Genomic DNA, 12254 nt, shown 5'->3' with positions numbered 1-12254 from the left:
ATGAAACTGTACAACCTTAAAGACCATAATGAGCAGGTCAGCTTTGCGCAGGCGATCAAACAAGGGCTGGGTAAACAGCAGGGTTTGTTTTTCCCGCTGGAATTGCCCGAGTTTGAACTGACGGAGATCGACCATCTGCTGGAGCTGGATTTTGTCACCCGCAGCAGCAAGATCCTGTCTGCTTTTATTGGCGATGAGATCGATGAAGCCGCGCTGTATCAACGCGTAAAAGCCGCTTTTGCCTTCCCGGCACCGGTAGCGCCGGTTGAGAGCGATGTGGCTTGCCTGGAGCTGTTCCACGGCCCAACGCTGGCGTTCAAAGACTTCGGCGGCCGCTTTATGGCGCAGATGCTGGCGGAAGTGGCAGGCGACCAACCTGTGACTATTCTGACGGCAACCTCTGGCGATACCGGTGCTGCCGTGGCTCATGCTTTCTATGGGCTGAAAAATGTGCGAGTGGTGATCCTGTATCCGCAGGGTAAGATCAGTCCATTACAGGAAAAACTGTTCTGTACCTTGGGCGGCAATATTCATACCGTGGCAATTGATGGTGATTTCGATGCTTGCCAGGCGTTGGTTAAACAGGCGTTTGACGATCAGGAACTGAAAGATGCAATACACCTGAATTCAGCCAATTCGATCAATATCAGCCGCCTGTTGGCACAAATCTGTTACTACTTCGAAGCCGTAGCGCAGTTGCCGCAGGAAGCCCGCAATCAACTGGTGATTTCCGTGCCGAGCGGCAACTTTGGCGATCTGACCGCCGGATTGCTGGCAAAATCCTTAGGGCTGCCAGTGAAGCGTTTTATTGCTGCGACTAATGCCAACGATACCGTGCCGCGTTTCCTGAGCAGTGGCGAATGGCAACCGCATGCCACTGTAGCCACGTTGTCTAATGCTATGGACGTCAGCCAGCCAAACAACTGGCCGCGTGTGGAAGAACTGTTCCGCCGTAAAATCTGGCAGCTCAAAGAGCTGGGCCACGCGGCGGTGAGTGATGAAACCACCAAAGACACGATGAAAGAGCTGGCGGCGTTGGGCTATCTTTCAGAACCGCACGCAGCGATTGCTTACCGTGCATTGCGCGATCAACTGCAAGCCGGGGAGTTCGGCCTGTTCCTGGGGACTGCACACCCAGCCAAGTTCAAAGAGAGCGTTGAAGCGATTCTGGAGCAAGAACTGCCGTTGCCAAACGCATTGGCAGAGCGTGCAGATTTGCCATTGTTATCGCATGACATGCCCGCCGATTTCGCACGGTTGCGCCAGTTCCTGATGGCTTTGCCTGCTTGATGGCAGGGGCGCTCAGCGCCCCTTGATAGCGTAAAGAGCCGCTGGTTTACAGGCGGCTTTATTGTTCAGGACGTTTGAATACCAGTTCGTTACCCGCCGAGGATGCCTCATCAAAGGCATAGCCTTCCAGATTGAAATCAACCAGTTGTTCACTTTTAGTTAGCCGATTTTTGATGATGAAGCGGCTCATCAGTCCGCGCGCTTTTTTGGCATAGAAACTGATCACTTTATACTTACCGTTTTTCTCATCAAGGAACACCGGTTTGATTAACGAGCCGTGTAATTTGGCCGGTTTGACCGCTTTGAAGTACTCATCAGAAGCCAGATTAACGAGCACATCATCACCTTGTTGCTCCAGCGCCTCGTTCAGTTTCTTGGTGATCTGTTCACCCCAGAAACTGTATAAATCTTTACCTTTTGGGTTCTCAAGCTTGATCCCCATTTCCAGGCGGTAAGGCATCATCAGATCCAGTGGGCGCAGCACGCCATATAAACCGGAAAGCATACGCAGATGCTGCTGTGCAAAGTCGAAATCTGCTTCACTGAAATCCTCTGCCTGCAACCCAGTGTAGACATCACCTTTAAACGCCAGCACGGCCTGGCGGGCATTCTCTGGGGTGAATTGGGGCTGCCATTCGCTGAAACGGGCGGCGTTTAAGCCCGCGAGTTTATCGCTGATGCTCATCAGGCTGGCAATCTGCGCGGGTGTCAGCTTACGGCAGAGCTTGATAAGCGCTTTTGATTTATCCAACAATTCCGGTTGCGTAAAGCGTTCGGTCGCCAGCGGGCTGGCGTAGTCAAGCGTTTTGGCAGGTGAAATAATAATGAGCATGGCCACATCCTGTTTATCAAAGTGCAGATACTGTAACAAAAAGCGCGTGAGAAGGGAGAAATGGCTGTGATAGGACATGATTTTCCAACCTTGCCCCAGGCTTTACGCATGTTATTATCAGGGCATGGTTGAACCATGCCAAAAGTTCATGCACAAACGATGAGATAATACCAACATGACCGATAAATTAACTGCCCTACGCCAGCTCACCACGGTAGTTGCGGATACGGGAGATATTGCTGCAATGAAGCTATATCAACCGCAAGATGCTACTACCAATCCTTCGCTGATCCTCAATGCAGCCCAAATTCCTGAATACCGCAAACTGATTGATGATGCTATCGCCTGGGCGCGCCAGCAAAGCACCGATCGTGAGCAGCAAATTGCCGATGCCGCAGATAAGTTGGCGGTTAACATTGGTTTGGAAATCCTCAAGCTGGTGCCGGGCCGTATTTCCACGGAAGTGGATGCGCGTCTGTCTTATGACACCGAAGCCAGCGTTGCCAAAGCCAAGCGTCTGATTAAACTTTATAATGAAGCCGGTATTGGCAACGATCGCATCCTGATTAAGCTGGCCTCAACCTGGCAGGGGATTCGCGCGGCAGAACGCCTGGAGAAAGAAGGCATCAACTGTAACCTGACGCTGTTGTTCTCCTTCGCTCAGGCGCGTGCCTGTGCCGAAGCCGGTGTTTATCTGATTTCTCCGTTTGTTGGCCGTATCCTTGATTGGTACAAAGCTAATGGCGACAAAAAAGAGTTTGCTCCGCATGAAGATCCGGGAGTGATTTCCGTAAGCGAAATCTATCAGTACTACAAGCAACATGGTTATGAAACCGTGGTGATGGGGGCCAGCTTCCGCAACGTCGGTGAAATCATCGAATTAGCGGGTTGTGATCGCTTGACCATCGCGCCTGCACTACTGAAAGAATTGGCCGAGAGCGAAGGGGCACTGGAGCGCAAGCTTTCTTACACTGGTGAGGTGAAGGCTCGCCCGGCACCGCTGACTGAGCCTGAATTCTACTGGCAGCACAACCAGGACCCGATGGCCGTTGAAAAATTGACTGACGGTATCCGCAAGTTTGCAGTAGACCAAGGCAAGCTGGAAAAAATGATCGCCGATCTGCTGTAAATAAAAGCAGTCAACGCGGAAAAAGGTGGCTTAGGCCGCCTTTTTTATGCCTGTTTCCCACGCTGATACTCAGAGATCGTATACTTTCGGAATGAATAACCGGGTGGGGAATCCCCTATCAGTCACAGAGGTCAGCATGGACATATTACGTATTGGTTTGGTTTCTATTTCCGACCGCGCTTCCGGGGGGATTTATCAGGATAAGGGGATACCTGCTTTGGAAAGCTGGCTGAACAGCGCGTTGGCAACGCCTTTTGAACTGGAAACCCGGCTGATCCCTGATGAACAAATGCTGATTGAGCACACTTTGTGTGAATTAGTGGATGAAATGGGGTGCCATTTGGTCTTGACCACCGGCGGGACTGGCCCGGCGCGCCGTGATGTGACGCCAGATGCCACATTGGAGATCGCCGATCGTGTGATGCCCGGCTTCGGCGAGCAGATGCGGCAAATCAGCTTACATTATGTGCCAACGGCGATTCTTTCGCGGCAGGTTGGTGTGATCCGCAAGCAAGCTTTGATCATTAATCTGCCGGGGCAGCCGAAGGCGATTCAGGAAACGTTGGAAGGGGTAAAAGACGCGCAGGGTAACGTGGTGGTGCATGGCATCTTCGCCAGCATTCCCTATTGTATCCAACTGCTTGAGGGGCCTTATGTAGAAACTCATGCGGCTGTGGTAGTGGCATTTCGCCCCAAAAATGCACACCGCGAGATAAATCGCTAAATTTCAATAAATTGCGAAATAACATACAGCCGATCTGGTGTGAAAAGAATTTGACGTTATAGTAAGCATTCATTTACAGAAAGCCCATGTGCTTTTTTGTTCTTCTTGTTTCCTTTAACGGTACTTTATGCACCACGACAATAATCGCCGGCTAAACCGGCAAGACTACAAAACTCTGACTTTGGCTGCTTTGGGTGGTGCGTTAGAGTTCTATGACTTTATTATTTTTGTTTTCTTTGCCGCAGTGATGGGCGAACTCTTTTTCCCTGCGGATATGCCGGAATGGCTGCGCCAGGTGCAGACTTTCGGTATCTTCGCTGCGGGATATCTGGCGCGTCCGCTGGGCGGCATTATTATGGCGCACTTCGGCGATCTGGTGGGCCGTAAGAAAATGTTCACCTTGAGTATTCTATTGATGGCGGTGCCGACGCTGGCGATGGGGATGTTGCCAACCTATGCCAGCATAGGGATTGCCGCTCCGCTGTTACTGCTGCTGATGCGTGTGCTGCAAGGTGCGGCGATTGGCGGTGAGGTGCCGGGAGCCTGGGTGTTTGTTGCCGAGCATGTGCCGCGTAAACGCATTGGTTTTGCCTGCGGTACGCTGACTGCGGGCCTGACGGCGGGGATTCTGCTGGGTTCGATCGTGGCAACCGTCATCAATACCACGCTCAGCCAGCAAACTATCCTTAACGGTGGCTGGCGTATTCCGTTCTTCCTGGGTGGGATTTTTGGCTTGTTCGCCATGTATCTGCGCCGTTGGTTGCAGGAAACCCCAATCTTTATCGAGATGCAGGCGCGTAAGGCGCTGGCGGAAGAATTGCCGCTGAAATCGGTGATAGTGAATCACAAGAAAGAGGTGGCAGTCTCCATGCTGCTGACCTGGCTGTTATCCGCCGGTATTGTGGTGGTGATCCTGATGACGCCCACCTATCTGCAAAAACAGTTTGGCATTGCTCCGGCGCTGTCGTTACAGGCTAATAGTCTGGCGATCGTCATGTTATCTATCGGGTGTGTTACCGCAGGTTCAGTGGCTGACCGTTTTGGTGCCAGTAAAACCTTTATTGTGGGTAGCCTGTTGCTGGCCGGATGTAGCTGGCTGTTTTATCAGTCGGTGGGAACTCATCCTGAGATGTTGTTTGTCACTTATGCGCTGGCTGGGTTCAGCGTGGGGATTGTCGGGGCGGTGCCTTATGTGCTGGTGCGGGCTTTCCCGGCAGAAGTGCGGTTCAGCGGGATTTCATTCTCTTATAATGTGGCCTATGCCATCTTTGGGGGATTAACCCCGATATTGGTCACGTTAATCATGAGGTTAACTCCGTTAGCGCCTGCTTACTATGTCTTGACACTATCAGTGATTGGGTTGCTGTTGGGGATTTATCTGCACCGCGACCTGAATAGCGAAAACAAAGTTCAGGGAAGCTGTGCTTAGTCGTTAGATTAAAAAAAGCCCTGCAAATGATGAATTGCAGGGCTTTGCTATCAAGAATGGCAAGAATCAGGCGGCGGCGGTAACCGGTGCCGGATGTTGAGCGGTGGTAGCACCAATCGGCAATACGGTACGGCCCAATTGTTCGTTGATCACCTCGGCCATGGCCAGATAAATGGCGCTGGCACCGCAGATCACCCCTTCATAACCGGCAAGGGTCAGAATCGCATGATTTCCGGTGATGTTACCGATGGCCAGCAGAGCAAACAGCACCGTCAGGCTGGCAAACACGAATTGTAATGCGCGGTTAGCCTGCAACGTGCCAAAGAACATGAACAGAGTGAATACGCCCCACAATGCCAGATAGACGCCAAGTACGGTGGCATCGGTCGGTTCTGCCAAACCCATGCGCGGCAGCAGCAAAATCCCCACCAAGCTTAACCAGAAACAACCGTAGGAAGTGAACGCGGTCAGGCCGAAGGTATTGCCTTTCTTAAACTCAAGAAGGCCAGCAAAGATCTGAGCCATGCCACCGAAGAAAATCCCCATGCTGATGATGGCGGAAGTCAGTGGAAAAAAACCTGCGTTGTGCAGGTTCAGCAAGACGGTGGTCATCCCGAACCCCATCAGGCCCAAAGGGCCTGGGTTTGCCAACTTGTTGGTGTGCATATGTCCTCTGTAATTACAGAATATTAACGAAAATGGATATACCTGTTGCCATTCAAGATGCAGGAATCTCGGTTGCCTTCGTTATTTGGCCCATCCCTGAAGCTCCCTCTCGAGCCAGCACAAACGATGTTTAAATCGGTTGCCGATCGATATGCGTCTACCTGCAATTTGAAATGCTGTGGGTATAAGTCAGCCCAAATGGTCAAAAAAGCCTAACTTCCATCAGAGCGCGCGGCATCATAATGATCCCCACCGCAGGAAACAATGATCTCACAGGTGTTAAAAACGAAATTTTTTTTGCTTTGGCCCTTGATGCTGGTTCAGATGGCCCCATCTTATTGACAACCGCAGTTGCTGACCGTGGATATCCCTTTCACCAGGCAAATTGCATCCACCAGCCATTTGCCTGGTGAAAGGGATAAAGCTGAAATGCCGGGTAGTTGAAAAGTAAAGAATCGCCCGCATATAGGTTAGCAACCTGACCAATTTATGAATTTATTAGTGGAGATGTTTAGATGGGCAAAATTATTGGTATCGACTTGGGTACAACCAACTCTTGTGTAGCAATTATGGATGGTGCCAAGGCACGTGTGCTGGAGAACGCCGAAGGCGATCGCACTACACCTTCAATCATCGCATATACCCAGGATGGTGAGATTCTGGTTGGCCAGCCTGCTAAGCGTCAGGCTGTTACTAACCCACAGAATACCCTGTTTGCGATCAAGCGCCTGATTGGCCGCCGCTTCCAGGACGAAGAAGCACAGCGTGATAAAAGCATTATGCCTTACAGCATCATTGCCGCCGATAATGGCGATGCATGGCTGGAAGTGAAAGGCCAGAAAATGGCACCGCCGCAGATCTCTGCGGAAGTACTGAAAAAAATGAAGAAAACGGCGGAAGATTACCTGGGCGAACCGGTAACTGAAGCGGTTATCACTGTACCTGCCTACTTCAACGATGCTCAGCGTCAGGCCACCAAAGATGCCGGCCGTATCGCAGGTCTGGAAGTGAAACGTATCATTAACGAACCTACCGCTGCGGCTCTGGCTTATGGCCTGGACAAAGAAGTGGGTAACCGCACTATTGCGGTATACGATCTGGGTGGTGGTACTTTCGATATCTCCATTATCGAAATTGATGATGTTGATGGTGAAAAAACCTTCGAGGTTCTGGCAACCAATGGTGATACGCACTTGGGGGGCGAAGATTTTGACAGCCGCCTGATCAACTATCTGGTTGAAGAGTTCAAGAAAGATCAGGGTATCGATCTGCGCAACGATCCGCTGGCGATGCAGCGCCTGAAAGAAGCCGCAGAGAAAGCGAAGATTGAATTGTCTTCTGCGCAGCAGACCGACGTGAACCTGCCGTACATTACCGCAGATGGTTCCGGCCCTAAACACATGAACATCAAAGTGACCCGTGCAAAACTTGAGTCACTGGTTGAGGATCTGGTTACGCGCTCCATCGAGCCGCTGAAAGTTGCCTTGAATGATGCAGGTTTGTCGGTTTCCGATGTTCAGGACGTGATCCTGGTGGGTGGCCAAACCCGTATGCCGATGGTGCAGAAGAAAGTGGCTGATTTCTTCGGTAAAGAACCGCGTAAAGACGTTAACCCGGACGAAGCGGTGGCGGTAGGTGCTGCGGTGCAGGGCGGGGTGTTGGCTGGTGATGTGAAAGACGTTCTGCTGTTGGACGTTACTCCGCTGTCGCTGGGTATCGAAACCATGGGCAGCGTGATGACGCCGCTGATCACCAAAAACACCACTATCCCAACCAAGCATAGCCAGGTGTTCTCTACTGCTGAAGACAATCAAGCGGCGGTGACTATTCATGTGTTGCAAGGTGAGCGTAAGCGTTCTAACGATAACAAGTCACTGGGTCAGTTCAATCTGGACGGCATTCAGCCTGCACCACGCGGTATGGCGCAGATCGAAGTCACCTTTGACATTGACGCCGACGGTATTTTGCATGTGTCAGCCAAAGACAAAAATACTGGCCGTGAGCAGAAGATCACCATCAAGGCTTCTTCTGGCCTGAACGAAGAAGAAATCCAGAAAATGGTGCGCGATGCAGAAGTGAACGCTGAAGCAGACCGTAAGTTTGAAGAACTGGTGCAAACCCGTAATCAGGCGGATCATCTGATCCACGGCACCCGTAAGCAATTGGAAGAAGCTGGCGACAAACTGCCAGCCGAAGACAAAACGGCTATCGAAGCGGCGTTGAAAGAGCTGGAAACTGCGGTTAAAGGTGAAGATAAAGCTGAAATCGAAGCGAAAACCCAGGCTCTGGTGCAGGTTTCCGGCAAACTGCTGGAAATGGCACAAGCTCAAGCGCAGGCACAGGGTGCTGATGCAGGGGCAGACAACGCGGCGCAGAAAGATGACGACGTGGTTGATGCTGAGTTCGAAGAAGTTAAAGACAAAAAATAATCGCCCTTAAGCGGGCACGGTGCGGCCAACAGCCGTAGCCGGAAACCAGCACGGGCGTCGAGGCAACTCTACGCCCGTGCACGCATGTTAGGGGCTAGTAAGAAAATGGCGAAGAAAGATTATTACGAGGTTCTCGGCGTCGCCAAGACGGCCGATGAACGTGAGATCAAAAAAGCGTATAAACGCTTAGCGATGAAGTATCACCCTGATCGTAATCAGGAAAAAGACGCCGAAGCCAAATTTAAAGAAATCAAGGAAGCGTACGAGATCCTGACTGATGATCAAAAACGTGCGGCCTATGATCAGTATGGCCATGCAGCCTTTGAGCAAGGTGGCATGGGCGGTGGTGGTTTTGGCGGCGGCGGTGCTGATTTCAGCGATATCTTTGGTGATGTGTTTGGCGATATTTTCGGCGGCGGGCGTCGTCAGCGTGCCAGCCGGGGCTCCGATTTGCGTTACAACATGGATCTGACGCTGGAAGAGGCCGTGCGCGGCGTGACCAAAGAGATCCGTATTCCAACGTTGGAAGAGTGTGATGTTTGCCACGGTAATGGGTCTAAACCGGGCAGTTCACCGGTCACTTGTCCAACCTGCCACGGTCAGGGGCAGGTGCAGATGCGCCAAGGGTTTTTTACCGTGCAGCAGGCTTGCCCGCATTGCCATGGGCGTGGCCAGATTATCAAAGATCCGTGCACGAAATGCCATGGTCATGGCCGGGTAGAAAAGTCCAAAACGCTGTCGGTGAAAATCCCGGCCGGGGTTGATACGGGCGATCGTATCCGCCTGGCAGGGGAAGGTGAAGCCGGTGAGCACGGCGCACCAGCAGGCGATCTGTATGTTCAGGTGCAGGTGAAAGCGCACCCGATTTTCGAGCGTGAAGGGAATAATCTGTATTGTGAAGTGCCGATTAACTTTGCGATGGCTGCGTTAGGCGGCGAGATCGAAGTGCCAACGCTGGATGGCCGTGTGAAGCTGAAAATCCCGGCGGAAACCCAAACGGGTAAACTGTTCCGCATGCGTGGTAAAGGTGTGAAATCGGTGCGCGGTGGTAGCCAGGGCGACCTGTTGTGCCGCGTAGTGGTAGAAACGCCGGTGAATCTGAACGAGAAACAGAAGCTTCTGTTGAAAGAACTGGAGGAAAGCCTTGACGGCCCTTCTGGTGATAAAAACACGCCTCGCTCGAAAAATTTCTTCGATGGCGTGAAAAAGTTTTTTGACGACCTGACGCGTTAATCCGTTATTTCTGTTCGTATCATGATAAACCCCGGCCTGGAAAGGTCGGGGTTTTTTTGTGGCCGTTAATCTTTTGGTCATCACACTAAAATTGTCAATAACTCGGTTTTATCGAATTATAATGCATTTATTAACTGATTTTTTCGAGGTTAAATGGTTACTATACTTCGGGGCATTGTCTGGGAAACCAGGGCGCGATGGCGCTTGGTTATTATCTGGAGTGATGTACTGTGACCAATATTATTCGTCAATTTTTACGCCAGGAAGCGGCAGGGGGGATTATCCTGATCGTGGCTGCCGTGCTGGCGCTGTTCATGGCTAATACCCCGATGCAGGGCTTGTATCAAACGTTCCTCAATTTGCCTGTGATGATCAAAGTCTCATCGCTGGAGATTGCTAAGCCGCTGCTGTTGTGGATCAACGATGGGCTGATGGCCATTTTTTTCCTGGTGGTTGGCCTGGAAGTCAAACGGGAGCTGATGCAAGGTTCATTGGCTGGTCGTGACAAGGCGGTGTTCCCAGCGGTTGCGGCTTTGGGGGGAATGTTGGCCCCTGCACTGGTGTATCTGTTATTCAACGGCGCTGATGAAGTGGCGCGCCAGGGTTGGGCAATCCCGGCTGCGACCGATATCGCTTTTGCTTTGGGGGTCATGGTATTGCTGGGTAACCGTGTACCAACCAGCCTGAAGGTGTTTCTGTTGGCGCTGGCAATTATTGATGACCTGGGAGTGATCGTTATTATTGCCTTGTTCTATACCGAACAGGTGTCGATGGTGGCATTAGGCGTCGCCGCAGCCGCGATTGCCATATTGGCGCTAATGAACGGGCGTGGGGTGGGTAAAACCTCGCTGTATATGATTGTCGGGTTGGTATTGTGGGTGGCAATCCTGAAATCCGGCGTCCATGCCACGCTGGCAGGGGTGATTGTCGGTTTTATGATCCCGCTGCGTGCTGAGGATGAATCCTCACCTTCCGAAGCCTTGGAACATGAGCTGCACCCTTGGGTGGCGTTCCTGATCCTACCGTTGTTTGCTTTCGCCAATGCCGGCGTTTCGTTACAGGGAGTCTCTTTGAGCGGATTAACATCATGGTTACCGTTGGGGATTGCTGCTGGTTTGTTTATCGGTAAGCCATTGGGGATTTTTACATTTAGCTGGCTGGCGGTGAAACTGGGTATTGCACGTCTGCCGGAGGGCATTGGTTTTAAACAGGTGTTTGCCGTTGCGGTACTTTGCGGCATTGGCTTTACCATGTCGATCTTCATTGCTTCACTGGCGTTTGCTGATGCGGATACTGCCCTTATTACCTATTCCAAGCTGGGAATATTACTGGGTTCAACGGTTGCTGCGGTAGTGGGATACGGTTTACTGCGTTTCACGCTATCTCAAGATAGATAATCCTCTTGGACTATACCTTAACAACATCAAGGTATTACAATAGCCGTGATCGGCACAGCATGAACGCCGTGCTGATTAGGTCTATTTGGTATGCAAAGGGAAAGGGAGTTTGTCGCTCATCACGGCAGAGCGTCTGCCGGTGAGGAATCTAAGGAGAGCACCTGATGAGAATGTCACATATCAATTTTAATCATCTGTATTACTTCTGGCAGGTCTGTAAGGAAGGCTCGGTTGTGGGGGCCGCAGAAGCATTATTTCTTACTCCACAAACGATTACTGGTCAGGTGAAGGCGCTGGAGGAACGGCTTAATGGGAAGTTGTTCAAACGCCATGGGCGCGGACTGGTGCCTTCAGAACTGGGGCAACTGGTATTTCGCTATGCCGATAAAATGTTCATGCTCAGCCAGGAAATGCTGGATATCGTCAATTACCGCAAAGAATCCAACCTGTTGTTTGATGTTGGTGTGGCGGATGCTTTGTCCAAGCGTTTGGTCAGCCAGGTACTGGAAACTGCAGTGGTGGTGGATAACGAGCAAATTCATTTGCGCTGTTTTGAATCAACGCACGAAATGCTGCTTGAGCAATTGAGCCAGCACAAGCTGGATATGATCTTGTCGGATTGCCCGGTGGATTCCAGCCAGCAGGAAGGGTTGTTTTCGCTGAAATTGGGGGAGTGTGGGATTAGCTTCTTCTGCCGCCAGCCAGCGCCGGATTTACCGTTCCCGGCTTGCCTGGAGCAACGGCGTCTGTTGATCCCAGGCCGGCGTTCGATGCTGGGGCGTAAACTGCTCAACTGGTTCAACACCCAAGGGATTACCGTTGAAATACTTGGGGAGTTTGATGACGCGGCATTGATGAAGGCTTTTGGCATGTACCACAACGCGATTTTCGTTGCGCCAACCCTGTATGCGCAGGATACCTATAACGATGATGACGTGGTGGAGATTGGGCGAGTTGACAGCGTGCAGGAGGAATATTACATCATTTTTGCTGAACGCATGATCCAGCATCCTGCGGTACAGCGGGTGTGCAACAAAGACTTCTCGGCGTTGTTTGCGCTGTAGGCTATAGCCGGCATATTTCAGGCTGCCTCTTTGTTGGCTCAGGCTCAGTGGGAGGCGTTTG

General features: G+C 51.5%; 10 protein-coding genes. 8 read left to right on the top strand and 2 right to left on the bottom strand.

The genetic code is table 11. From position 1 onward, the window contains the following. Positions 1-1290, top strand: a complete 1290-nt coding sequence (gene thrC / locus Z042_RS23520; protein ID WP_024912046.1) for a threonine synthase — start codon at positions 1-3, stop codon at positions 1288-1290. Between the two features lie 58 nt (positions 1291-1348). Here the strand turns inward: thrC and yaaA are convergent, their stop codons facing one another. After that, positions 1349-2122, bottom strand: a complete 774-nt coding sequence (gene yaaA, locus Z042_RS23515; RefSeq protein ID WP_024912045.1) for a peroxide stress protein YaaA — start codon at positions 2120-2122, stop codon at positions 1349-1351. Positions 2123-2297: 175 nt separating this feature from the next. Here yaaA and tal point away from each other — a divergent pair, with 175 nt between their 5' ends. The 3 genes from tal to Z042_RS23500 all read left to right on the top strand — a co-directional run bounded on the left by tal (position 2298) and on the right by Z042_RS23500 (position 5404). Next, positions 2298-3251, top strand: coding sequence for a transaldolase (gene tal, locus Z042_RS23510; protein ID WP_024912044.1), 954 nt, complete (start codon positions 2298-2300; stop codon positions 3249-3251). Positions 3252-3387: 136 nt separating this feature from the next. Next, complete coding sequence (gene mog / locus Z042_RS23505) at positions 3388-3975, top strand: molybdopterin adenylyltransferase (RefSeq protein ID WP_024912043.1); 588 nt, start codon at positions 3388-3390, stop codon at positions 3973-3975. Between the two features lie 127 nt (positions 3976-4102). After that, the gene (locus tag Z042_RS23500) at positions 4103-5404 is read left to right on the top strand and encodes an MFS transporter (RefSeq protein ID WP_037406316.1); all 1302 of its coding nucleotides are present in this window, start codon (positions 4103-4105) and stop codon (positions 5402-5404) included. A gap of 66 nt (positions 5405-5470) precedes the next feature. Here the strand turns inward: Z042_RS23500 and satP are convergent, their stop codons facing one another. Next, positions 5471-6070, bottom strand: coding sequence for an acetate uptake transporter (gene satP / locus Z042_RS23495; protein ID WP_024912042.1), 600 nt, complete (start codon positions 6068-6070; stop codon positions 5471-5473). Positions 6071-6585: 515 nt separating this feature from the next. Between satP and dnaK the strand changes: the two genes are divergently transcribed. The 4 genes from dnaK to nhaR all read left to right on the top strand — a co-directional run bounded on the left by dnaK (position 6586) and on the right by nhaR (position 12193). Continuing rightward, complete coding sequence (gene dnaK, locus Z042_RS23490; RefSeq protein ID WP_024914246.1) at positions 6586-8499, top strand: molecular chaperone DnaK; 1914 nt, start codon at positions 6586-6588, stop codon at positions 8497-8499. A gap of 105 nt (positions 8500-8604) precedes the next feature. After that, entirely contained in the window at positions 8605-9732 is a 1128-nt protein-coding gene (gene dnaJ, locus Z042_RS23485) for a molecular chaperone DnaJ (protein ID WP_024914245.1), read from the top strand. A gap of 230 nt (positions 9733-9962) precedes the next feature. Then, positions 9963-11129 (top strand): Na+/H+ antiporter NhaA, encoded by a 1167-nt coding sequence (gene nhaA, locus Z042_RS23480; RefSeq protein ID WP_024914244.1) that lies wholly within the window; start codon positions 9963-9965, stop codon positions 11127-11129. A gap of 164 nt (positions 11130-11293) precedes the next feature. Then, the gene (gene nhaR / locus Z042_RS23475; protein ID WP_024914243.1) at positions 11294-12193 is read left to right on the top strand and encodes a transcriptional activator NhaR; all 900 of its coding nucleotides are present in this window, start codon (positions 11294-11296) and stop codon (positions 12191-12193) included. The last annotated feature ends 61 nt before the right edge of the window (positions 12194-12254 follow it).

The organism is Chania multitudinisentens RB-25 (assembly GCF_000520015.2).
In the GTDB taxonomy this organism is placed as follows: Bacteria; Pseudomonadota; Gammaproteobacteria; order Enterobacterales; family Enterobacteriaceae; genus Chania; species Chania multitudinisentens.
The sequence above is the reverse complement of the archived record's forward strand: the minus strand, read 5'-3'. Positions and strand labels throughout refer to the sequence as shown.

Excerpts from the sequence above, each read along its gene's own strand:
- thrC (WP_024912046.1), top strand. The coding sequence starts at position 1 with ATGAAACTGTACAACCTTAAAGACCATAATGAGCAGGTCAGCTTTGCG.
- yaaA (WP_024912045.1), bottom strand. The coding sequence starts at position 2,122 with ATGCTCATTATTATTTCACCTGCCAAAACGCTTGACTACGCCAGCCCG.
- tal (WP_024912044.1), top strand. The coding sequence starts at position 2,298 with ATGACCGATAAATTAACTGCCCTACGCCAGCTCACCACGGTAGTTGCG.
- mog (WP_024912043.1), top strand. The coding sequence starts at position 3,388 with ATGGACATATTACGTATTGGTTTGGTTTCTATTTCCGACCGCGCTTCC.
- Z042_RS23500 (WP_037406316.1), top strand. The coding sequence starts at position 4,103 with ATGCACCACGACAATAATCGCCGGCTAAACCGGCAAGACTACAAAACT.
- satP (WP_024912042.1), bottom strand. The coding sequence starts at position 6,070 with ATGCACACCAACAAGTTGGCAAACCCAGGCCCTTTGGGCCTGATGGGG.
- dnaK (WP_024914246.1), top strand. The coding sequence starts at position 6,586 with ATGGGCAAAATTATTGGTATCGACTTGGGTACAACCAACTCTTGTGTA.
- dnaJ (WP_024914245.1), top strand. The coding sequence starts at position 8,605 with ATGGCGAAGAAAGATTATTACGAGGTTCTCGGCGTCGCCAAGACGGCC.
- nhaR (WP_024914243.1), top strand. The coding sequence starts at position 11,294 with ATGAGAATGTCACATATCAATTTTAATCATCTGTATTACTTCTGGCAG.